Below are 24,272 nucleotides of genomic sequence, written 5' to 3'. Positions count from 1 at the left end.
CTTCAGACACATTCAGAAGGAAAACCCGCATGTGCTGCTATCGCGCCCATCAGGGAATCCTGTTCCTCTGAACAACGGTTTTCCCACTGATCAAAATGAATAAGATCCTGCAGCGGTTGACGAGGCAACCATCCGGCTGACTCCAGTTCAGGTCTGTCATAAAAGTGATCCACATAGCCGATGCACAGATATGCAACAGGCACTATATCCTGAGGAATACCCAATACTTGCTGGAGTTTTTCCTGCTCCATAATACTCACCCAGCCGACACCAAGCCCTTCTGCCCGGGCTGCCAACCACAGGTTTTGCACGGCACATACACTGCTATAGAGATCCATCACCTTCATGTGCGTGCGCCCGATAACCGTCGGTCCGGTTCGCTTGCGGTCACAGGTGATACAGATATTCAAAGGTGACTCAAGAATACCCTCGAGTTTCAGAGATTTATAAGTGTCCTGTTTGTCTTCGGTGAACATTTCGGCGGCTTCATCATGTGCCTGATCAAACAAACCTCTGACACGCTGACGTACCCCGGCATCACGAATCACCATGAAATCCCAGGGCTGCATAAAGCCAACCGAAGGCGCATGATGAGCCGCATACAAAACCCTGCTCAGTACATCGTCGGGAATGCTGTCGGGACGGAATTGTCCACGCACATCGCGACGGTTAAAAATGGTTTTATACAGGCCGTGAATTTCTTCCGGGTTAAAGCTGATATTTTCCTGATGCGGAAAATCGATTGGTAAGTGCCCCATAGGTATTCCCCTTAATATGGTGGCGGTAAGTGCCTGTCCAAACACTTTTCTGATACTTACAGGCCGGTCTTCTGACTCAGGATCAACTTCTGTAAACACCTTCCCGAGAATACTCAGTGGCTGGTCGTAACCTGTTTACAGAATCCCCTTTACAGCGCTGGGCACGTACTGGATTCTCACCAGTTTCCCGATTCTCCTCTGACGCTATTTAAAGCATCAGCGGCACCTGTATGTGGATTTTTTGGTTGTAAAACTTCTCTAACTGAATGTCTCTGCTAAACCATTAAAGAAAGCTATTCTAAAAAACATTTATATAAAGACTGCAGATAACAAACAAGTGAAATCGTTAAGAGTTTAGACAGGGATCAACATATAGCAGGGAAAAAACCGCAGATGAACAAGCCCGGACAATGACATCATCCGGGCTTAACAAAGCAGCATGCTCCTGCTTAACCCGGATAGAATGACGCCAGGCCAGTGTCAGAAGATGCCTCAGACTGTCGGGCTGAAAGCTGTTTATTTAACAGCGTCAAACCACTGCCTAGTTTATTCAGATCTGGCATCTGGGTTTCCGACGCAGCGAACAACACCCGCTCTAATAATCTCAACTGTTCTTTTAGCTCACCATCAGCAACAGATTTAAGCCCGGTAATACCGCCAACCGGCAATTGTCCCTGACGATAACAGCCATCACCCCAATGCTTTACCGCCCGGTGAACTGCAACCAATTCCTGCCCGGCAAGCGCTTGCTGCACAGTAGAAAAAGAATCTTTAATTGCTGCACGGAGTTTGTGATCCGATTTTGAATCAGTGGCAGTAGCTGCTAACAAACGTCGAATCTGCTGACGTTGTTTAATCAAGAGTATTGCCAATACAACCAGCAACAATGCCCAGGCAAGGTTTGCCCAAATTAACCATGCAGCCAATGGTGACTGCTGATAAACAATTTGTACTTCGTTCTGTTGCTGAGCCACATTATTTTGTAGCGGAGCAGTTGGTTGAACAGTCGCAGCCGGCGTGGCCGAAGCGCTGCCCGCAAGCGCAGGTAATACTTCTATACTGCGGGCAGGTAATCGCGCCAGCTCTTCACGGTTTTCAGTACTGTTCCACCACTTAACGACCAGTTCAGGTATTTCAATCTGTCCTTCCTGAACAGGTACTATGGCAAGGCTACGTTGCCGGGCGTGGATCACCCCGCGGGATGTATTATCTTCGGTATTTTGCAGCGGCTCAGAATAAATATTCACCCCGGTAATATCCGCCAGTTCCAGGGTTGGTAACTGCTCAGGCGCAGCACCTACAGTTGCCAGAGTAATGGTTCGGGTAAGGGACTCTCCTAAACGAATCTGCTCCGGTAGCTGACTCCAACCTTCGGAAAGATCCAGCTTATTCGCTACCAGCCAGTCTGCCTGCGTGAAGCCCGCCGGACGGGCTTTGACCTTAACAGTTTCAGCTCCCATCTCCAGACGTACCTTTTGCGCACTACGGTTATTCAACAAATTACGTCGCCCAACCTGAATCTCCAGACTTTGAGCAAGAATATCTAATACGCCGACCTTACGTGGGAATACCGCATAAGCCACTTCGTAAACGCCGAAACGCCGGCCGTCCCGGGTAGTTTCATACTGGTTATCACCCAGCTCTATTATCTGAGCATCAGGCAACTCAAACGGTTGCATTTCCAGGCCACCAACAGCAATGCCGTATAACAGTCGACGGGTGACTATCAGCTGCTCATTTTCAAATACTTCTGACTTATCCAGATGCAGTTCAACCCGCAAATCATCTGTAGAGTCCGTGAGCGGTGGTGGCTCAGTTACTTCAATGGTAATGGCTTCACTGCGAATACCATCCAGCTCAAACGCGGGGATGACCAGCGTGCCTTTTTGCCTGGGGTTAAGGATCAGACGCCACTTAACCGTGCGGGTAATATCGCCATTCACAATTGAAGTGTTGCGGCCAACTGCGCGATTAATTACATCAAAAAAAGGTTCAAGCAAGCCAAAGTCTGGCTCGCCATCAACCGAGCCTTCAGCCACAACTGTAAGCGTCAGGCTGTCACCGAGTGCAATCCTGTTACGGTCAACCTTGGCTTCCAGACTCGCTGCTAATACGCTATTCGTAACCAGCACCATACACATGCTGGTTAAAAGCTGAACTATATATTGTCTCACCACCGTTGCTCCTGCGCCGGTTGCCAGTCGCCATTCTGATAGGCCTGACGTTTCTTCTGATATTCGTAATCAAACTTGTTACGCAGTAACCCTGTGGGGTCTTCCGGTAACTGCCCCAGCCATTTTTGCAAAGCCGCTTCTTCGTCAGTCTGTTCAGGCTGGCTCTGAGTTACCTGTTGAGCAGCACTTTGCTGTTCATCCTGCGAGCCTTCTTCGGCTGAGTCTGCCTGCTGTTCAGCCTGGGCCTGCTGTTTATCCAGCGCCTCCTGTTGTTGCTGCTCTAACTGCTGGCGAAGTTGTTCTGCCTGATCCTGCTGGCTTTGCTCAGACTGGCTTTGCTCTGACTCGCTATTGTCAGATTCACTTTGGCCCTGCTGGTTTTGATCTTGCTGATTCTGGCCTTGTTGGTTTTGATCTTGCTGATTCTGGCCTTGCTGGTTCTGATCTTGCTGATTCTGGCCCTGTTTATTCTGATCTTCCGGGCTTTTATCCTGCTGGCTCTGATCTTGTTGACTGTCACTCTGCTGGCTCTGACTTTGCTGATTTTGTTGCTGCTTAATCAGTTCCTCAATCAGATCTTTATTCGCCTGAGCATCTTCGTGCTGTGGCTGCTGTTCCAGAACCTGCTTATATGCATCCAGCGCTTCATTCAGCTTACCGGCTTTAGCCAGCGCATTACCGCTGTTGTACAGTCCTTCTGCATCGCCTGCAGCAGCGAACTGTTCAGCAGCTGCGGTAAAATCACCATTACGGTAACGGGCCGTGGCCTGCCAGTCCGGGTGCTGAAACAACTCAGCTGCCGTTGCATTATCCCCCTGGGTTAAAGCCTCGGCGGCTTGCTGATCCTGCGTCTGCCACAAGCTTTGCCAACGGCTTCCCACTTTATCCTCTGCCACTTCAGCGGCATATACCGGAGGGCTCTGCGCTACGGGTAACGCCAGCACAAAAAGTACTGTCAACAACCAGCCGCGCCGAAACGCCAGTGCAGCCAATGGCAACATCAGCAGGACTAACCAGCTACCAGCTTCCTGCCACTGATCAAAAGTTTGCTCCAGAGCCTTTGTGTGTGAATCATCCGTATCCGTTGGTAAAAAGTCTGAAGCAGCAGTAATCAGGCCTTCAATATCACTGTTATCAAGACGCATCGGGGTATAAATTCCACCGGTATCAGTCGCCAGTTTACTCAGCCTTCCAGCATCTAAGCGCGCCACCACAATTTTACCTGCTGCATCTTTTGCAAACCCTTCAGCAAGCGGGATAGGCGCGCCTTCTGCCGTCCCAATGCCCATGACTGACAATGTAAAATCCGTACCCGCAGGTAACTCATTAAACAGCTGACCAATTGCGCTAGCTGCCTGAGCGGTTACACCGTCGGTCAGTAATACCAACGAGCCCTGTTGGCGTTTATCCTGCCTGAGTAGCTCCAGCGCCAGAGCAACTGCTTCTTCTGTATGGCTGCCCTGAATGGGCATAATGGCCGGCGATAATCCCGGCAACAGCGCCAGCAAAGTTTGCTGGTCATCACTCAGGGGAGCCAGCACATGAGAGTCTCCGGCATATACCACCAGCGCAGTCATACCTTCATCACGAGCTTTAATCAGATCGGTAAGCTTATAGCGCATCCGTTCCAGCCGGCTGGGCGCCACGTCCCGCGCCATCATCGAAGGGGATAAATCCATCACGATGACCATAGCATCGCCTGTCTGATATACCGGCTGAGGCAGCCTTTCCCAGGCAGGCCCCGCCAATGCCAATATACCCAGTAACCAGCCAATTCCCAACGCGACAAATACCCGTGTTGATAAACGGCCACTTTGTCCGTCTATCAGATAATCCCGCAAGCCAGGGGCAATCAGTGTCTGCCAGCTCACCCGGGCAGACTGTATCTGCCATAAACCAAACAACAGAGCAGGAATTACCGGTAACAGTAATAACCATAAGGGGCGAATAAAGTGAAATTCAGCCAGCATGCTTCACCTCACTTTTCGATGTGTTTGAGCGACGACGGCGGGATAACAGATTCACCATCGCCCACCCCATACTCAGCAACAATGCCAGGCCAGCTGGCCAGAAAAACAACGCCTGTTGCGGGCGAACCTGCTGAGCGTCATGTTCGGTGGGCTCCAGCTCATCCAGCAAAGAATAAATCTTGATTAATTCTTCAATATTACGGGCCCGGAAATAACGACCGCCGGTACTCTCAGCAATCTGCTGCAGCGTTGCCTCATCAAGGTCAGCCGAAGGATTCACCTTGCGGTTGCCAAAAAAGCTGCGCACTATCATTTCATCGGCACCAAAACCCAGGGTATAAATCTTCACGCCCTGTTCGGCTGCAACTCTGGCAGCTTCCAAAGGATCAATCGCACCGGCGGTATTTGCGCCGTCGGTCAGTAAGACCATTACCCGGCTTTGCTGAGGCCGGTCTGCCAGCCGTTTAATGCCCAGTGCGATTGCATCACCGATTGCCGTTTCAGGCCCGGCAAAGCCAATTTGAGAATCGTTGAGGAATTGTCCAAGTGTGGCGTGATCGAACGTGAGTGGCGCCTGTATATAGGCATTACTGCCAAACAAAATCAGGCCCAACCGGTCTTGCGGGCGGCGGGTAATAAAGCCATCCATAACAATTTTAATGCCCTGCAAGCGGTTCAGAGAAGTCTTGTTCAACACCATATCTTTAGTTTCCATACTGCCGGACACATCCACGGCTAACATCAGATCCCGACCGCTGGCGGCTAATGGTTGCGGTTCACCTAACCAGACAGGCCGGGCGGCGGCCAATAGCAGTAATAGCCAGATAGCTATCAACAGAATCAACGGTGCCCGTCCCTGTATGACTTGCCCCGGCGCTTGTTGTGAACTCTGCAACTGTTGGTAATAGGGTATCCGTAACGCCGCTTCAGGCCGGGCCACTGGCGGCAATAGCCAATAAACCAGTGCCGGTACAGGTAATGCCAGTAATAGCCAGGGGAGCTGTAAACTAAGCATGCTCATGCTCCCCGTTCCGGGTTGCTGTTAACAGGCTTAGCTTATGGCTGCGCAGCCATTTCAGTAACTCCTGGTGAACAGCCACCACATCAGTTTCTTTCAGTGTCAGCGTTGGCGCATATAGCGAGGTCAGGCTGGCAGAGAAACTATCCAGTGAAGTACCTGGCGCCACCCGCTGCAGTTCATCAAGCCAGCGCTGGCTACTTAACCCCGCTACCCGGTTTACCTGCCCCTGGGTGATATATACCTGTTTCAGCAGCCGGTTTACCTGTTGCAGGTACTCCTTACCTGCGTCCCCGGTCTCTGGCGCAGCGAAATACTGCTGATGTATTTGCTCCAGCTGCCTGGCACCATGGCGTCGGTAAGCATTTAACCGGTAACGGCGCAGGCTCCAAAACAGCAGAGCCATGATAACGACAGCACTGATCATCAGCAGCCACCAGCCGGGTGCCAGTGGCCAGTAGCCGATCTCAACGGGCATATGAATATCCCGCAGACCGGCTAACGGATCAGTTGCTACAGCTGAATTATTTGCAGATGCAGATGTGTTCGCGGCTGACATCAAGGCTGCCCTCCCGAGGACGTTCTGCGTGACCTGTCTCTTTGTGATGCGCTTTTTCCAGAAGCTATTTTTCCAGAGCTGGCACGGGATTGCCCATAGCGGCGCTGTAGCAAATCCAGTACCTGACCATCGCCTCGAATATCCAGCAACTCAATTCCATCACCTGTACAGGCGCGCAATCGCTCAATACGCTGTGGCAACAGCTCGTTCAGTTGATCTTGCTGAGATAACAGCTGACGCTGCTGACCATCAGTCACCCAAAGACTGTTACCTTCTGGTAGTTTCCATTCCAACGGATCCGAAATACACAAAAGCGTAAGCTGAGCATGCCGTGCCAGTCGCTGTAAATGAGGTACACAGTCATCATTAAAGTCGTGAAAATCACTGGCGAGATATACAGAGCTGCCCGGCCGGGTAACCCGTTGTAGTTTAAGTAACAGGTCCAACATGCTTTGCTCAGCGGTATGCAACGGATTCGTTAACAAACGGCTAAAATCATCCAGATTATGCAACACGCCAAGCACACCTTTCTTACCGTTCTTTGGCCGGCTTTCCCGATGTGCATTATCGCCCATGACTAAGCCGCCTACCCGGTCTCTGCTGTTTTGTGCCGCCCAGCCAATCAGCGCCAGTGAAGCTGCCGCCGTAACAGACTTAAAGCCCAACGTCGAACCAAAGAACATTGATGAGCGCAGATCTGCCGCCAATATAACCGGCCGTTCCCGCTCTTCAGTAAATACCCGGCTATGGGGTGAACCTGTCCGGGCGGTTACCCGCCAGTCCATACTACGAATATCATCCCCGGGCTGATACTCTCGCACTTCTGCAAAATCCATCCCCCGACCACGAATCCGGGTTTGCCAGTTACCACTCAGCTGAGCGGCTCTGCGCGGAGCACTTAACAGGTTCATCTGGCGGCTGTATTGCTGTAACTGCACCAGACTCTCCAGCCGGGTATAAGCACCCGCGAAGGCATCTTTTGCAGCATCTGTATATTCAGCCACTGACGGTTTTGTAGCAGTTCTCACACTGTCATCTTTGTGCAGAAAATCAAACATTTTCATTCCCGATACAACCTACTCAGCCTACCGGTACAACAGACACCAGCGCATCGATAACCTGATCCGCATCTATGCCATTAGCTTCAGCTTCAAAGCTCAGTAACAGACGATGACGATACACATCATGTAAAACCTGCTGCACATCTTCAGGGGTTACAAAGTCCCGGCCCGCTAACCAGGCATGGGCACGGGAACATCGGTCCAGTGCAATACTGGCCCTTGGGCTCACGCCTACTTCTATCCAACCGGCAAGCGTAGCGTCATAAAGATGCGGCTGTCGGGTCGCGATACTCAGCTGCACGATATATTCTTCCACCGGCTCTGCCATGTGGATATTCAGAATTGTTCTTCTTGCTGCAAGAATATCTGCCTGACTCAGTTGCGGCACTTCCACTTCATTCTTATCGGAAGGACCACCAGCCTCTTTCCGGTTTAACCGTAAGATAGCTCGTTCAGCGGCAGCATCAGGATACTCCACCAGCACTTTCATCAGAAAACGGTCAAGCTGTGCTTCCGGTAATGGATAAGTGCCTTCCTGCTCAAGCGGGTTTTGAGTAGCCATTACCATGAATACTTCCGGTAACGGAAAGGTGTTCTGGCCAACGCTGATCTGACGTTCTGCCATCGCTTCCAATAACGCAGACTGAACCTTGGCAGGCGCCCGGTTTATTTCATCAGCCAGTACTAAGTTATGGAAAATAGGCCCTTGCTGAAAACTGAAGCTAGAATCTTCCTGATGAAAAATATCGCTGCCAGTAATGTCTGCAGGCAACAGATCAGGGGTAAACTGAATCCGCTGAAAGTCTGCCTCCAGCCCTTTTGAAAGGCTGTTTATTGCGCGGGTTTTTGCTAATCCAGGCGCGCCTTCTACCAACAAATGGCCATCCGCCAGGAGCGCAACTAATAAACGCTCGACCAGCGCAGGCTGACCAATAATCTGCGCCGATAACCAGGCTTGCAGACGTTGAAAATTTTCACTGAGATTAACGGCGTCCAAAATATATCCCTTATTCCTGAGAGTGTTACCTAATGGCTTTTATAGCTGAAAGCTTGTTCACTAATTGCTTTTTTAACTAATAGCTTTGTTAATTAAAAAGCCATGCCTGCTATCAGCGGTACTTCCGAATTATTTATAGCTGAAAGCTTTGAACAAGCAGCCTTACAATGGTTCCTGTAATAGATGTGTTCAAAGCAAAAAAATACAAGGGGTTAACAACCTGGTAATCCCTTAAAACGTGCCCGGAATCTACTCAACAGCTCAGCGAAGTACACTCGCCAAAATGTTCATACCTCTGACCATATCGTTTTCATCAAAACCGGCAAAACCGATGACAACACCCTGCGGACCGCTGCTACCGTTATAAAAATCCGATAATGGCCGCAGGCCTAACCCCTTAGCCTGAGCAGCCACTGCCAGTTCGCGGTCTGTCACTGTTACTGCATCTGTAAATAAAAACGTTGAATGCATGCCTCCATCACTTTCTACCCGCAACAGCAGCTCTGAAAAACGCTGCTCAACAAGTGTATTCAGTATCTCCCGCCGTTGCTGATATAACTTTCTCATGCGACGAACATGGCTGGAAAAGTCTCCGCTGGCCATAAAGTCTGCCAATGCGATTTGCGGCAGTAACGAAAGGCCACCATCAATAAACGCACGGGCATGACTAAAGGGTTCCACCAGCGCATCCGGCAATACTAAATATCCCAGGCGTATAGATGGATGCAATATGCGGCTAAATGTACCCATGTAAAGTACCCGCTCACCACCAGACAACCCCTGCAAAGACGTTAATGGCGGGCCATCAAAACGAAATTCGCTGTCGTAGTCATCTTCAATAATCCAGCCATCCTGTTCACGGGCCCAATTGAGCAACGCCAGCCTGCGGGACAAGCTCAGAGTGTAACCCATAGGGTAATTTCTGGATGGCGTCAGCAATGCTAACCGAGCCTTATCCGAGCGCTGTAAAGCAGCATCCAACTGAAAGCCTTCCTCATCGGTAGGCACTGCTACTTTATTCGCGCCTACTGCCGCCAATGCACCATCCACCCCGTAATATCCGGGTTCTTCCACCAAAATATCGTCGCCTTTATCCAGCAACAGCAAAGCCGCCAGATAAATAGCCTGCTGAGAGCCTGAACAGATTAGCACCTGCTCTGCGCTGGCTTTTACGCCTCTGACAACATTCAGATAGTCAGCAATCTGTCGACGCAGCCCCAGATAACCGGAACGGGAAACAGAACCTTCAAACTTAATCTTGCGCCCGGCTGCCGTTGCATGACGCTGCCACTTAAGCCAGGGAAAACTTTTGACACAAGGGGTCGCCGGTAACAATAAACCACCACCCAGTAGCGGCCGCTCTGCAAAAGCCTCAGAAATCCGGTTCGATACTTCTGATAATTTTGGCTGTGCTATTTGCTGTTGTGCTTCATCCGGAGCTTTCTTAGAAATCTGATCAGGTACTGCTGCTGATACAAAGCTACCGGCTCCATGACGGGTTTCAATATAGCCCTCTGCCTGCAGCAATTCATAAGCGGCTTTTACTGTATTTCGTGATACACCCAGGCTTTTTCCCAACGGCCGGCTGGCTGGCAATTTACTCCCGGCATCTAACTGCCCGGTGAGGATTGCTTGCTGAAAACCACGGAACAAAGCCCTGTACTGTGGCCCGCTTTCAGAGGAAAGAAACGGCAAAAACAGTTCGGAAGGAAACTCATCACGGGACTGCATTAAAGTGGGCCTTATATCTGAAAAATAATGGATCTTTGTATCACCCCATTAAACACCTAATCTGAGATCAGTTACAAGTGCCCTTCTGACGGCCAGACAACAATTATTATTTATTCAGAATCAAATACTAAGGACACAATAATGACCACTTATCAGGATCAAAATCAGATGCCGGTTGGTGAACCTGTAGACAACTGGCAGCCGCGGCCATTCCCACCGCATACCACAATGCAGGGTAAGTACTGCCGTATGGAGCCTCTGAACATTGCCCTTCATTCTGATGATTTGTTTGAAGCTTTCGCAGCAGACCCTAGCGGTAAAGGCTGGACCTACCTGTTCAGTGAACCTTTTACTGACCGGGCAACCTTTAACCAGTGGCTGGAAATCACCTGTACAGGACAGGACCCTCTGTTCTTCGTCGTAATCGATGAAAACCCTGGTAGCAAAAGCATGAATAAAGCCGTCGGCATGGCGAGCTATTTACGTATTACCCCGGATATGGGGGTTATCGAAGTGGGCCACATTCACTTCTCACCACTCATGCAACGCACACCTGTATCAACCGAAGCTATGTTTCTGATGATGCAGCGGGTATTTGATGAGCTGGGCTACCGCCGTTATGAATGGAAATGTGATTCACAAAACCAACAATCCCAAAAAACCGCCGCGCGGTTAGGTTTTACCTTTGAAGGTATCTTCCGCCAGGCAATAACTTATAAAGGTCGCAACCGTGACACCGCATGGCTCTCTGTCATCGACAAAGAATGGCCAGTTCTGAAGCAGGCATTCCAGCAGTGGCTGGCAGCTGACAACTTCAACACGCAAGGCCAGCAACTGAAAACACTGCAGGAAATGCAAACTCTTGCCCATGAAGGCAACACCTAAGCGTCTATTAAATCAGGACAAACACATGTCAGCTACAACCCGCGTTCTTCAGCCTGAAGACAGGCAACAATGGGAAGAACTATATAAAGGTTATGCCGAGTTCTACGGCATGCCTATGAGCCAGGAAACCCTTGATCAGGTATGGAAATGGATATTTTCAGACGATCAGCAATTCTATTGCCTGGTCGCCTGCAATGCAGAAAACCAACTCATCGGCCTGATGCACTATCGCGCTATGCAATCACCGCTACGTGGCGGTTGGGTAGGTTTTCTGGATGATCTGTTTGTATCGCCTGACGCCCGGGGCAGTGGCGCCGTTGACGCACTGTTTCTGGCACTGGAACAATCCGCTGCCGGGCATGGCTGGCACTTCGTTCGCTGGATAACTGCAGAGGATAATTATCGCGGCCAGGCAGTCTACGATAAAGTCGCTGACCGCACCCGTTGGGTAACCTATCAGATGTCTGCAGGCTGAGAGATCTCACCGCTACCTATACCGGAACTACGCGTCAAACTGACCTCATTAAAATAACAGGCTCTGCAATCAGAGCCTGTTAGCATGTTCGCCTTATAATTCAGCCCCGTAACGAGGCAAATAGCAGCACGACAACATCCCTCTAAACATCTGTTATTATGCGTTTTTACTGACGTAATCCGATGATTCAGGGGAACAATGAAGCTGACCTTTGATGCAGGCTCTCTGCTACTCAGTGGAGATACATCCCTCCTGACACAACACTGCATTGAGCAACTGGTGTACGACAACCGTGTCGATGCCTGGCGGGCACCCGCCTGGGCGTACAGCCGCATCCGGCAGCAGTTGGAAAACCTGCCCAGTACAGACACTTGTCCTCTGGATGATGAAGTATTCGAAACCCCTGCCCTAACAGTACCGGACACGCTCTCTGTTACCCTGAGGGATTATCAGCAACAGGCAGTGGATAGCTGGCAAGCTAACCAGTGTCAGGGATTAATCATTTTGCCAACAGGGGTAGGTAAATCCATTGTTGCAATCGAAGCCATTCGCCGCTGTGGCGAAGCGGCACTTATCGTGTTGCCAACCATCGACCTGATGATCCAGTGGGCGACCCAACTGGAAAAGCATTTCCAGCAATCCATCGGCGTCTACGGTGGCGGCAGTAAAGAATTACTCCCCATCACCGTTATTACCTATGACTCCGCCGTCATAATGATGGAATACATTGGTGATCGCTTCCCTCTGATAGTTTTTGATGAATGCCATCACTTACCCGGTGCAGTAAATCGCCAGGCAGCAGAACTCAGCCCTGCCCCTTACCGGCTGGGGTTAACAGCAACGCCAGAGCGTAACGATAATGGCGAGCAGCTGCTGTACAAACTGATCGGCAACGAAGTCTATCGCAGGGAAATTAACGATTTTGATGACGGCGTACTGTCCCTGTACGACACTGAAGTAATCGAAGTACCCATGACTGCTAAAGAACAGGCCAGCTACCTGCAGAACCGCCAACAGTATCTGGATTTTGTGCGCAGCCACCATATCAGTTTCTCATCACCCTATGGCTGGTCAAACTTCCTCCGTGCCTGCGCGCAGGCTCCCGATGGAAGGCAGGTATTACAAGCCTTCAGGACACAAAAAGAAATTGCTGCCGCCAGCGCAGCCAAGTTTGATAAGTTATGGGAACTGCTGAATCAGCATCGCGGCGAACGGGTCATCATTTTTACAGCACTGAACAAGCTGGCCTACTACATTGGCGAGCGATTCCTTTTACCGGTCATTACCCACAACACCAAAGCAGCCGAACGCAAACGCTTCCTCGACCGGTTTAGGCAGGGTGAATTTACCGTATTGGTCACAAGTAAGGTGCTGAATGAAGGAATTGATGTACCCGAAGCCAGCGTCGGCATTATCGTCTCTGGCTCCGGTTCTGTGCGGGAACATGTCCAGCGGCTTGGCCGAATTCTGCGACCTTCCGCCGATAAGCAAGCCCGCCTGTATGAACTGATATCAGCCGGCTCATCAGAAACCAATATCTCTGAGCGCCGCCGCCAACACCAGGCCTATGATGTTGCTTCGCCTAACAACAGGACTACTGACAGTCCGGAGGCTGACTGATGTTAACTAAAGATCTGCTGACATACAGTCTTAAATCTACCCGGATTACCCCTAACTTTATCGATGTTGATGCAGCAGGATTACTGTTTTTTGCAGAACAACTACTGTCAGTTTTTAACCAGGGAACAGGCAAAACCCGTGAAACCATCGAAGCAGAAGCAGAGCTTTATCAACAGGGCCAACAGGATCTGAAGTTCGGCAAAAGCCTGTATAAAATCCTCCTGGACCATGCCGAATTTACCCTCGCGGAAGAAGATGCCGGCGCTCGCCGTGACGCTATATTAAGCGCCGCTGCTCAACAGTTAAAAAACACAGAGACACAAACCTTAGAAGACTATCGTGAAGCAGTTCAGGCACTCAGCCAGCAGAATATCGACACAGCCCTATACCCGGACTTACCCGCCTTCGAACAGCTAACCCGGATAAAACGAGACTTCACGCCACGCCAATTACTGCAACGTTACAACATGGCACAGGTACAGGCCCTGTTACTCTCTACACAGTCGTTAACCCTGACTACCCATGAAATGTCCGCCGCTAACCTGCGCCGAATTTTCAAATGCCTGAAGTTCTTCCGGTTACTGGCTGAAATAAAACAAAGCAAAGATAAAACCACCGTCGTCATCGACGGGCCGCTATCTCTGCTGGAAGGGACTAAAAAATACGGGCTACAGATTGCCTCGTTTTTTCCGGTCATCTGCCTTTTGGAGCAGTGGCAGATCAGCGCTAAAGTTAAACCTAAGCGGGCGGTTAAAACCCTCAAACTGGATGAAAGTTCACAACTGGTCAGCCATTACCGCCATATGTCCGCATATGTGCCGGAAGAAGTCAGGCTGTTCGCCAGTCATTTCGAAAACACAGTCGAAGACTGGAAGTTTGTCGCTGAATCCCCTTTCATCAAACGTCCTAAAGGCCGGCTTATCTTTCCAGACTTCACCCTGCAACACAGTTCAGGTGTTACTGTTTATCTGGAAATATTCCACCGCTGGCACCGGGGACCACTCATTCAGCGCATGGAAGAACTGGAGAAAATGAAAGAGCCGCTGATTCTGGCCATCGACCGTTATCTGCTAAAAGGCCTGCCAAAAGGTGATCGGCAGGACGCATTGGAAGATCTGGATAACAGTCGTCACTTCCTGTTCAGTGACTACCCGGCAGTATCACGACTGCAGAAAACGCTCGAGCGATATCTCAAATCGGTTGAGAACTGAAAACTGAGTATTGAGAATTGAGAACTGATAGCTGAATTAAAAGGTATCAAATCCTGGCCTGATAACTTTTAGAAACCCGAAGTCAGGCCTTCAGAAACTCAACCGCTGCCGTTTCTTCGTCCATAGCGAAACATTGCATATCAATCCCCGAAAAAAGTTTATCTTCGATGCGGACAATATGTTCGATCCAGGTCTTATCCGTCAGAATCGCTACTTTACGCATATTAGACATCCCCACTTCCCGGAGATATCTGAACTCTTCAAATATGGCTGCAAGCTCTACGCCATTGAATGACTCAATCTTCTCCAGAATCACAATGCTGCCATAACGCTCTATTTTTTCTTTAGAAGCATCAAGAACCAGCGTCATATCCTGTTCGGTGATTTTTCCGGAGATGGTAAACGCAACGGCATTATTAATACCTATATCCATCATTTCTAACATGTTCCCTCCTTGCGGAGCGGGTTGCTTTGATGTGTATAAATATAGTCGCTAAGAGCCTGTATCGAAGCACAGCTTCGCCAGTTAGTCAGTCGAACAGTGACTCTGATTAACCTTGGGAGGTCAGACGGAATATATAATGTAATTCATACCTATAGATAACGGTATAAATTAGATTTGAAACCGACTCCAAAAATCATGAAGCTATTAGTTTTAGGGACGCCGGATGCTTTGCCGTTTCACGCTTAAACGGCAGCGCATTAGTAAGTAGCTGATCACCCGCTATGCGCCTTCAATCTGTTTCTCAGCTTTTCCTGTTACTAGCTGCGGTGCTCAGCTGCACAGAAGGGGGAAAAGGTGGCTACTGAAAGTTCGTATTCTAAAGAGTCAAAACGCAAGAGCCGGCCCATACATTATGACCCATACTCTACTTTCTTCTAAAATCATGCCTCTTCTTCGGCTTCACGTATACGCTCTTTTCGTTCCAGTTCTTCTTGCATCACCGCTTTGATTTCTTCCAGCACGATATCTACATCTGCACTGTCGCTGTCATCATGAAACTCACCGCTGAGAGTTGAGTCCGGTGTTAAATCACCCGCTTCAAATAATGCCCACATTTCCCTGGCATATTGAGTCTGTAATAAGGCAGGGGCAAATTCGCCATAATAACGACGCATATTGTTGACGTCGCGAGCGAACATTTCTTCCGCGCTGTTATTGGCAGCGGCATTAACCGCTTGAGGTAAGTCGATAATTACAGGGCCGTAATCATCGACCAATACGTTAAATTCTGATAAATCACCATGCACAATGCCCTCGCAAAGCATAAGCATGATGTAATGCATCATCAGAGTATGATCTTCAATCGCCTGCTCTTCTGACATTGTCACATCGCCAAGTCGTGGTGCAACATCACCCGCTTCGTCAGTGACTAATTCCATTAACAATACACCGTCAACGCAACCATAGGTTTCGGGAACTCGCACACGGGCATGGGCTAAACGGGATAACGCATCAATTTCGGCATTTTGCCAAATCTCTTCTTGCTGCTGGCGGCCATAGTTCGACCGTTTTTGCATGGCGCGTGCCTGGCGACCACTACGAACTTTACGTCCCTCTTGGTATTGCGCGGCATTTTTAAAGCTTCGCTTAGCGGCGTCTTTATAGACTTTGGCGCAACGAATCTTGTCACGACAACGGACAATAAATATATCGGCTTCTTTACCGCTCATCAGGCGGCTGATAACTTCATCAATTAAACCGTCGTCGACGAGAGGCTGTAGGCGTTTAGGGGTTTTCACGAAATACCAGATTTGAGTGGTTGGCTATTACTGTAACAAGATCATATCTTTCTTTTTGTCTGTATATTGTTACAGATACAGAGAAAGAGCAAAAGACAAATCCCTCACTCCTTCCAAACAGTTTATCAGGCTAACCTGTTGCTAGCTGCACTGCTCTGCTACACAGAAGAAAAAGCTGCTCGCTGAGAGTTCATTCTCTCTAGGCCCCAGCTCTCTATAAGGGATAATCCCTAAAAGGCCCCCCCCCTAAAAAGATTATCCCTAAAAAGGTTATCGCTTAAATTGCTGCCAAAAACTTTCCGACTTGCTTCTTACTGACCCGACTCAGTTTTTGCATTGTAGAAAAGTTAATCGTGCCACAGCCATAATCCGCACGAATTTTTGCCAGCATCGCCAGCCAGATACCCGCCGTCATTTGGGCATCATACAGTGCACGGTGAAACTGGCCTTCCACAGGCAAATTAACATAATCAACCAGTGTGCCGAGTTTATGATTAGGTGCCGCCTGAAACACCCGACGGCTAACCAGCATAGAACAGCAAAACGCACCTGCGTATTCACGCCTGATCAGTTTCAATTCATGATCAAGAAAACGTTGATCAAAACTGGCGTTATGGGCCAACAGATTTGAATCACCGAGAAAATCAGCAAACTGTGCCATCACCTCTTCACAGCTCGGCGCTTTCGCCAGCATCTGATTAGTAATGCCGGTGAAACCTTCTATGAACCCCGTTATTCTGAAACCAGGATTCATCAATGCCTGAAATTCATCAACAACTACGCCATTCTCTAAACGCACAGCACCAATCTCAATCGCCCGATCACCATAATCGGGAGACATTCCGCTGGTTTCAAAATCAAGTACAACAAGGGAGTCTGCTGACACAATAGTGGATCCTATATTCACGTAATGACTAATGTAAACGGCGTGCTAAACCGAAGACTAACGCTGTATTCCTGAGAGAAATATCACGACGAACAACTAAGATGAGACACGCCACCTACCTCAAAGAACTCTGGCGGTTTCAATCTGTAGTATTTATCTTCCACGTCCTTCGACTGCTCTGCATATGGCTGTGTCATCACGTCCTGCAACTCATGAATCAGGGCATAATTCCCCTCAGTTGCCTGCTGATAAGCCGGCATAAGAAACCACTCACGCAAAATGTATTTTGGGTTGATGAGTTTCATCTGCCTGGAAATATCCTCAATGAACTGAGGCGAATCCCCATTCACATCAATGGTGCTATTGAGGAGCGTTTTCCACTTAGCGAGCCACTCTGTCCAGCGGCTATCCATCGCTTGGGCTTCTGCATCCTGCGCCTTATTTTTGTATAAGCTGTTGTAGAAGCTTTTCCTGAGTGGCTCTATATCATCGGGAATGGATGAGAGTTCGCGGAAGAAAATCGTGTAATCGACAGGTGTTTGCACCATAAGTGCTCCCAGCTCACTGAACACTTCCTCATAAAGAGTCTTATAAAGAGCCTTGTCAGACTCTGTATTTAATGTGCCTATATTCAGGTCCAGCCCCAATTTGGCAGCCCACATCTTTTCCATTTGCCCATGCATGACTGTTGAAAACTCGGTTTGAACCTCCTCCAGCTCCTGCAAATAGTCCTGATGTGATACCAGCAGCGGCCGTAGCGCCGAACAGAAACTTTCGAAGTTACGCTGCGCTGCGTTTGTCTGATTCATGAACGAGAAATGCTGACCACCACCGGTCCAGGGTTGATAATGCGGATGGAACACATCGCAAAAGCCAAAAGGGCCGAAATCAAGTGTAAAGCCACCGGCTGCGCAGTTATCACTGTTGAAATTACCCTGACAAAAACCGACGCGAATCCAGTTCGCCACCAAAGCAGTAAGACGGCTACGAAACTCGCGCGCCAGCGATACTACTTTTTCCTGAGTAGTAAGCTGCTTATCGATAACCTCTGCATACTCGCGTTCAATCAAATGCAAGACGATCTTTTCGAGTTCTTCCCTCGCTGTCGGGTGTTCGTTGTTACGGGTACGGCGGGCAAAAAGTTCAAGTTGGCCAACACGGAGAAACGACGGTGCCACACGCGTCGAGATAGCAACAGCCTCAGCAATATGCATGTCGGGATTTTCCGAACGTGATCCCGGTGAATACCAGGGGCGCTTTACCTTTTCGGTTTTTGAAACATACAAACTCAAAGACCGTGTCGTAGGTACACCCAATGCGTGCATGTGCTCCTGAGCCAGAAACTCACGAATACTGGACCGCAACACAGCGCGACCATCCGCACCACGACAATACGGCGTGCGCCCACCACCTTTCAGCTGCATCTCCCACCGCTGTCCGTTAATAACCGCCTCAAGCACAGACACTGCACGGCCGTCTCCATAACCATTGCCGGTTTGAAACGGGCACTGCCGGATATATTCATTGCCATAAATAGAAAGTGCATACCCAGTCGCCCAGCCAACCTTACGCATTGGCTCTGGCGTTTGAGAAATATCGCCGGAGAACATGCGGATGAAGTCGGCGGACTCAGCCAAGCTGTCGGCAAAGCCCAACTCGGCAAAAAAGGTGTTGCTGTGCGCTACATACTCCGGGTCTTTAATTGGCGTCGGATTAACTGGGACATAATGGCCTGAAAAGACTTGTCGCGGCAGGTAATCAGCACCATTTTCCGTGGCATCAGGATCACAGTTAAGTGAGTCCATGAGGGAATAATCTGCCAATTTCGCAAGGTCATCGAGCGTCGATATAGTCGGGGAGGTGTTCTGGGACAGTTGGTTTTTCATAGTTATTTATACCGAGGCTCGTAAAGATACATTGTAATACTTTGTGCACGAGCTTGTTGTTTTTGTAGATGTTACTACCTGTGCAATAACGCTCAGGCATGGGTCGAGAAGAGGAAAGAGGTACCTGCTGATATTCCATATTCTAAAGAGGCAAAACGAAAGACCTGACCCTTTACTCTTTTCCACAACGAGGGGCTGATAATAGTTTTCTAAAATCTGTAGCAAAGTGCAACTGAGTAAACCGTTAGCAGCCCCCACTCAATGTAGTTTTTTATATCTCAATTCTATTTAATCCCGTAATTATTTTTCCTGAAATTGAAGTAGGTACTATATTAAACCCTAATATAAAAAACCTACGATACATTCTAACTTCGCAAAATTTAACCGGTACTTTTCGTCTTTTTACAATCATCTGGTTAGCTTGCAAAATACTAGTACTACCATGTTTTGACTCAATACCTTCAGTTAAGCACTCTATTAAATATTTTAATTTTTTAGAGCTTAGCTCAAAGCTATGCCAGTTTTTTTGATACGAGGTTATAAAGTTGTACGTAATCGCTACTTTAACTTCAAAATCATCTTCATCTGTTTTATTTATAACAAAAGAGACACCTGCATCTTCCATATTGAATAGTTCATTAACTTTTTGAACTGACTCTCTTTGCTTGCTAAGAATTTGCTGTTTTATTCTTGCGAACCGTTCAGGATATTTCTCAGAGTCAATTCTGTCCTGAACGTCAAATAGTTCATCTAAACTGTATCGACTATAATCGGGCTCCATTAGTTACATTCACTCCTGAGATCTAACGCCTAGCTCACTGGAAAAATGGGAGCCCAGCGAGTATTTTTTCCTATTCAGCTACTTGTTAAGTGTTTGATGCACATTCGATTCACTGTAATTACTATTGAAACACTGCTCAAAATTTCCATAGGTTTTACCCTCAACTTCTAGCATCTCTAGCATTGAGCACTGCGTATAGGCAACTCCAATGTTCTCAACTGCATCTGGATTGGATAGATTCGCCCCATATATATGCTGGTCAGCACAAGCCTTTGAGCTACGAATTACATACGCTATACATGATTCTGACCTCAGTTCAACATCCCTGTTTATACAGGGCAAGAAGTTTTTATTGCCATAGCAAAAGTATGAAGCAGCTTTGGAAACAAAGAGTTTTTCTAGGTCAGTACCCTTAGTAGAGTCTTCCTGCGCTATTGCGAAAGAAGTAAAAAATAGAAAGGATAAAATCAAATTCCGGTATTTCATCTGCTCTCCATTGGAAACTTAACAATTTATTACTGTGCCCATACAAGGTTAAAGATCTGTTAAGCTTTACAAGCTTGCAAGATACACTCATCTTCCATAATCATACGAATACTCAAGCAGCAGTAACTAAACACAAACTGCTCTTATAACTATCTTTCTATTTACCCGTATAACATCCCTAATACAACTTAAGCCGTTTCTTCCAGCACCTCATCCGCACAGGCAAACCGGTCATCCAGTTTACTGATGCCTACGCCGCTGGTTTTTCTGACTCGGATCTGTACCGGCACCCGTTCTTTCAGGGCGGCTACGTGGCTGATAACGCCAATCATTTTGCCGCTGGCATTTAAGTTATCCAGTGCGTCCAGTGCAATGTCGAGGGTGGCACTGTCTAGTGTGCCGAAGCCTTCATCAAGGAACAGGGAGTCGATGCTGGTTTTCTGGCTGACCAGATCGGATAACGCCAGTGCCAGTGCCAGACTCACCAGGAAGCTTTCGCCACCGGAGAGGGTCTTGGTATCCCGTACGGCATCGCCCTGCCAGGTATCGACTACCTGAAGCTCCAGTGCTTCGGCCTGATCCTGTTTAGGTTTTAACTGATAGCGACCATGCAAACGGTGCAGCTGATTATTTGCCAGATGTACTAAGTGTTCCAGCGTCAGGCTCTGGGCAAACTTGCGGAATTTATCGCCTTTCTGAGAGCCAATCAGGCTGGTCAGATAGCCGATATCTTCATAGTCGGCTTCACACTGTTCAATATCTGCCAGTAACTGAGTCTGCTCAGACCGTTTACGCAGATCGTCTTCCAGTCGGTGGCTGTTCTTCCCCTGTTGTTCGATTACATCACGGTGCTGATTCTGCAGCTGCTCCAGCTGTTCAGCTAGCTGTTCGGCAGTTGCTGCTGGCTGATACGCATCTTCAAAGCTGTTTAAAGAGCCTTCAACAGAATTGTCTAAAGAGCCTTCAGCAGAACTGTTTAAAGAGTCATCTATAGAATCTTCATCAGGTAACAGCGTGGCTAATTGCTGACTGGCCTGTTCGAGACGGGTTTTAGCAGCATTTAACTGCAGCTCAAGCTCACGTTGCAGATCACTCAGGCGCGCCTGTTCCTGCGGTCCCAGAAGTGCTGCCAGTAATTCTGTTTCATCGCTGAAAGCACTCTCACTGAGCTGTGTGAGCCAGTTTTGCTCTGTGGCTTCCAGCTCTGCCTGTTGCTGTTGTGTACGGCTGCTCAGCTCTGATAACTGACCGCTGAGTTGCTGTAACTGGCTATGCAGCTGTTGGTATTGCAGCTGTGCCTGCTCGGCAGTTTGCCGGGCAAGCGTTGTTTTCTCTGCCGCCTGCTGACGGGCTGCGCCGGTATCTGCTTCGGCAAATACTTCTTTACGACTGGCCTGTAGTTCCTGCAAGCCGGCATCTGTAGTGACAGCTTCTGCCTGCAAGTCTTTAACTTTTTGCTCCAGCTGTTGCTGTTGTGACAACTGTTCAGCCATCGCTTCCTGTAGTTGCTTAATCTGCAGTTGCAGTTGCTGTAACTGGTCACGGCAGCTCTGCCAGTCAGCGACCAGCGTCTCTTGCTGCATTAACCAGCTTTCACAAACTTCGGCATCATGCAGGTCAGGCACAGGCAATGTCTGGCGTGTAATAGCTGCGGTTAGCTCATTGACCGTTTGCTCTGCATTCGCCAGATACTCTTTACGGCTTGCTTCCAGGCGCTGGACTTCTGCCGTCTGAGTATTCAGAAACTCAACCACCTGCTGCTGTTGCTGACGTAAGCCCTGACTACGCTCATCTGTCTGTAAACGCTGTTTCTGCAGTTCCGTCAGTTGCTGCTGTAATTGCGTAACCTGCTGGCGTACACGCTGGAAGGCTTCTTGCTGAGCCTGTATATCCGAATGGAACTGCTGCAATGCTGGCTGATCGCCTATTTGCAGAGGGTGTTGCAGCTGAACCTGTAACTGGGTTGCCAGTTGCTGACAGATATCCTGCCAGCGCTGCTCACTCGCCTGTTGCTCAGCCTGTAACTGCTGTAACTGCGTTTGCCAGTCCTGTTGCTGAGTGGTGAATAACTTTATTTCACCGGCAACATTCATGCCCTGCTGCTTAACCTTTTCAAGCTCCTGTTCAACCGCATCAAAACGCTGTCGGGTTTCCGGCACATTAAGGCTCTGGTATTCACTGACCAGCGGATGCTCTTTTGAGCCACATAAGGGGCAAGGCTGATCTGCTTCCAGTTGCTCACGTAACTGCGTCAGGTCGGCAATTTTACGTTCCTGCTCCAGCAGCGTTTTCAAGTCTTTGTAGGTCTGGTTATGCGTAGCATATTGCTGACGGAATTCTTCCCGCTGGTTATTCAGCTGCTCTAATTGTTGCTGACGTGTTGCATCTGCTGTCAGCCCTTCCTGCTGGCGTTGCTGCCCCTGTAACCAGTTAGCGGTCAGGCTATCCATTTCAACCCGTGCCTGATACAGCTGATTAAAGCGCTGCTCTTCCTGCTGCTGTGCTGCCTCATCCAGACTTACTGGCAGCTCAGCTATTTGTTGCTGCCGATTGGCAATGTCAGTATCACTGGCGACTAGCTTTTGTTCCATCTGAAGCAGCTCTGCTTTCAGGCTTTCCTGCTTCTGCTGGCTAGTAGTTAGCTGTTGCTGGCCATTACGCAGGGTATCAGCTGCATTTGCAGTTTCCTTATGCAGGCGCTGCAGTGACTCAAACTGTACCTTCCAGCCTGACAGTTGCTCTGCCAGATTCGCCATCCGCGGAGTGACAGTGTTGATCTTTTCCAGCTGACTATTCAGTTCGGCTTCGCGATTCAGACATTGTGTCAGTTGTTGCTGTTGTTCAGAAGCAGCTGTTAAAGCCTGTAGCTGTTCGCTGGCCTGAGTCTGTTCAGCTTTTTTAGCGGCCTGCTGTTCCTGTAAGGCTTTAATCTTTTCATCCAGCGGGATGACTTTTTCAGCCAGCAAAGTATCCAGTGTCTGCTGCTCTTCCTGAGCCGCCTGGCTTTGTTGTTCTGTACTTAATTTAAGCTGTTCAGCCTTTTGCTGCTCAGCCTGCAATGTATCGGTCCGCTCCTGCAATTCGGTTTGCTGCTGTCGGGCCTGCGACTGCTGCTCACGTCGCTGATGTAACTGTTGTAATGGCTGACGTAACTTTTCTGCGGGCTGCGCGCGATTTAGCCGCTCGAAGTCTGCACTATTGGCCTGTTGCTGCTGTTCACAGTTTTGTAATTCTTGCTGGGCAGCATCGACCTGAGCCTGTGCGTTAGCAAGCTGCTGCTGTTTATGCAGCGCCTGTTGTGCCTGCTTAGCTTGCTGATCCAACTCACTACTCTGCTGCTGCAACTGAGCAGTCATAGTTTGCAGTTCTTCGGTTTCTTCCGGGCTAAGCAATGAATACGCCGCTAAACCTGCACGCAGCTTATCCAGATGGGTTTTACTTTCTTTATGTTTGTCGTACACCCGCTCGGAAATTTTACCGTAGATCTCAGTGCCAGTTAGTTCCTCTAGCAGCTCTGCCCTATCGTTGGCATCAGCATTCAGGAAAGCAGCAAACTGCCCCTGAGAGAGCATCATGGATTTGGTGAAGCGACTGAAATCCAGCCCGGTCAGTTCTTCTGTCTGCTTAAGCTTCTTATTCACCTGACTGGCGAGAATCTTACCGTCACTGATACGGGCCAGCTCAACTTTGGCATCCTGCAGATTACCGCTGACAGAATCCCGTGAACGGCGCTGGCTCCAGAAAGCCCGGTAGCCCTGCCCCCGCACTTCAAACTCAACCTCAGCCAGACATTCAGCACAGCCACGGGTCATCATCTCATTGCTGTTTTTTGAGAAGTTATTCAGCCTTGGCGTACGGTGATACAGCGCCAGACAGATAGCGTCCAGCAAGGTTGTTTTACCCGCGCCGGTGGCACCGATGATGGCAAACAGGCCGTTATCAACAAACGGAGACTGGGTGAAATCCAGCTTCCACTCACCTTGAAGAGAGTTCAGGTTCTTCAGCCGTAAACTTAAAATTTTCATGCGTCT

At 49.0% G+C, this 24,272-nt stretch carries 18 protein-coding genes and 1 riboswitch; of the genes, 4 read left to right on the top strand and 14 right to left on the bottom strand.

All coding sequences use genetic code 11. The features are described from left to right. Positions 1-2 precede the first annotated feature (2 nt). From bluB to pdxR, 8 genes are all read right to left on the bottom strand, one after another. The gene (gene bluB, locus OCU49_RS07505) at positions 3-758 is read right to left on the bottom strand and encodes a 5,6-dimethylbenzimidazole synthase (protein ID WP_261844362.1); all 756 of its coding nucleotides are present in this window, start codon (positions 756-758) and stop codon (positions 3-5) included. A 44-nt stretch (positions 759-802) separates the two neighbouring features. Next, positions 803-1,003, bottom strand: a riboswitch (cobalamin riboswitch). 204 nt (positions 1,004-1,207) lie between these two features. Continuing rightward, positions 1,208-2,932 (bottom strand): BatD family protein, encoded by a 1,725-nt coding sequence (locus tag OCU49_RS07500; protein WP_261844361.1) that lies wholly within the window; start codon positions 2,930-2,932, stop codon positions 1,208-1,210. Next, a complete protein-coding gene (locus tag OCU49_RS07495) occupies positions 2,929-4,902 on the bottom strand; it encodes a VWA domain-containing protein (protein ID WP_261844360.1) in 1,974 nt (657 codons plus the stop codon). The genes OCU49_RS07500 and OCU49_RS07495 overlap by 4 nt, the downstream gene beginning before the upstream one ends. Further along, the gene (locus tag OCU49_RS07490; protein ID WP_261844359.1) at positions 4,892-5,917 is read right to left on the bottom strand and encodes a vWA domain-containing protein; all 1,026 of its coding nucleotides are present in this window, start codon (positions 5,915-5,917) and stop codon (positions 4,892-4,894) included. The genes OCU49_RS07495 and OCU49_RS07490 overlap by 11 nt, the downstream gene beginning before the upstream one ends. Further along, positions 5,910-6,479, bottom strand: a complete 570-nt coding sequence (locus OCU49_RS07485; RefSeq protein WP_261844358.1) for a DUF4381 domain-containing protein — start codon at positions 6,477-6,479, stop codon at positions 5,910-5,912. Before OCU49_RS07485 ends, OCU49_RS07490 begins: the two co-directional genes overlap by 8 nt. Beyond that, positions 6,479-7,537: a DUF58 domain-containing protein gene (locus OCU49_RS07480; protein ID WP_261844357.1), complete on the bottom strand. Its 1,059-nt coding sequence runs from the start codon at positions 7,535-7,537 to the stop codon at positions 6,479-6,481. Before OCU49_RS07480 ends, OCU49_RS07485 begins: the two co-directional genes overlap by 1 nt. Before the next feature lie 22 nt (positions 7,538-7,559). Beyond that, on the bottom strand, positions 7,560-8,537 hold the full coding sequence (locus tag OCU49_RS07475; RefSeq protein WP_261844356.1) for an AAA family ATPase: 978 nt from the start codon (positions 8,535-8,537) through the stop codon (positions 7,560-7,562). 261 nt (positions 8,538-8,798) lie between these two features. Next, positions 8,799-10,268: a MocR-like pyridoxine biosynthesis transcription factor PdxR gene (pdxR, locus tag OCU49_RS07470; protein ID WP_261844355.1), complete on the bottom strand. Its 1,470-nt coding sequence runs from the start codon at positions 10,266-10,268 to the stop codon at positions 8,799-8,801. 141 nt (positions 10,269-10,409) lie between these two features. Between pdxR and OCU49_RS07465 the strand changes: the two genes are divergently transcribed. The 4 genes from OCU49_RS07465 to OCU49_RS07450 all read left to right on the top strand — a co-directional run bounded on the left by OCU49_RS07465 (position 10,410) and on the right by OCU49_RS07450 (position 14,459). Beyond that, the gene (locus OCU49_RS07465) at positions 10,410-11,153 is read left to right on the top strand and encodes a GNAT family N-acetyltransferase (protein WP_261844354.1); all 744 of its coding nucleotides are present in this window, start codon (positions 10,410-10,412) and stop codon (positions 11,151-11,153) included. A 25-nt stretch (positions 11,154-11,178) separates the two neighbouring features. Then, positions 11,179-11,628, top strand: coding sequence for a GNAT family N-acetyltransferase (locus OCU49_RS07460; protein WP_261844353.1), 450 nt, complete (start codon positions 11,179-11,181; stop codon positions 11,626-11,628). A gap of 198 nt (positions 11,629-11,826) precedes the next feature. After that, on the top strand, positions 11,827-13,248 hold the full coding sequence (locus OCU49_RS07455) for a DEAD/DEAH box helicase family protein (RefSeq protein ID WP_261844352.1): 1,422 nt from the start codon (positions 11,827-11,829) through the stop codon (positions 13,246-13,248). After that, the gene (locus tag OCU49_RS07450) at positions 13,248-14,459 is read left to right on the top strand and encodes a DUF790 family protein (RefSeq protein ID WP_261844351.1); all 1,212 of its coding nucleotides are present in this window, start codon (positions 13,248-13,250) and stop codon (positions 14,457-14,459) included. Before OCU49_RS07455 ends, OCU49_RS07450 begins: the two co-directional genes overlap by 1 nt. 82 nt (positions 14,460-14,541) lie before the next feature. On the opposite strand, the gene OCU49_RS07445 is transcribed toward OCU49_RS07450, so the two are convergent. The 6 genes from OCU49_RS07445 to OCU49_RS07420 form a co-directional block, all read right to left on the bottom strand. Then, positions 14,542-14,904, bottom strand: a complete 363-nt coding sequence (locus tag OCU49_RS07445) for a SpoIIAA family protein (protein ID WP_261844350.1) — start codon at positions 14,902-14,904, stop codon at positions 14,542-14,544. Between the two features lie 440 nt (positions 14,905-15,344). After that, the gene (locus OCU49_RS07440) at positions 15,345-16,202 is read right to left on the bottom strand and encodes a PA4780 family RIO1-like protein kinase (protein WP_261844349.1); all 858 of its coding nucleotides are present in this window, start codon (positions 16,200-16,202) and stop codon (positions 15,345-15,347) included. Positions 16,203-16,479: 277 nt separating this feature from the next. Further along, positions 16,480-17,088: a 3'-5' exonuclease gene (locus tag OCU49_RS07435; RefSeq protein ID WP_261844348.1), complete on the bottom strand. Its 609-nt coding sequence runs from the start codon at positions 17,086-17,088 to the stop codon at positions 16,480-16,482. Positions 17,089-17,171: 83 nt separating this feature from the next. Then, positions 17,172-18,893 (bottom strand): protein adenylyltransferase SelO, encoded by a 1,722-nt coding sequence (locus OCU49_RS07430; protein WP_261844347.1) that lies wholly within the window; start codon positions 18,891-18,893, stop codon positions 17,172-17,174. 352 nt (positions 18,894-19,245) lie between these two features. Further along, entirely contained in the window at positions 19,246-19,755 is a 510-nt protein-coding gene (locus OCU49_RS07425; protein WP_261844346.1) for a hypothetical protein, read from the bottom strand. A 674-nt stretch (positions 19,756-20,429) separates the two neighbouring features. Continuing rightward, on the bottom strand, positions 20,430-24,266 hold the full coding sequence (locus OCU49_RS07420; protein ID WP_261844345.1) for an AAA family ATPase: 3,837 nt from the start codon (positions 24,264-24,266) through the stop codon (positions 20,430-20,432). Between the last annotated feature and the right edge of the window lie 6 nt (positions 24,267-24,272).

It is taken from the genome of Aliamphritea ceti (assembly GCF_024347215.1).
Taxonomy (GTDB): Bacteria; Pseudomonadota; Gammaproteobacteria; order Pseudomonadales; family Balneatricaceae; genus Amphritea; species Amphritea ceti.
The sequence above is the reverse complement of the archived record's forward strand: the minus strand, read 5'-3'. Positions and strand labels throughout refer to the sequence as shown.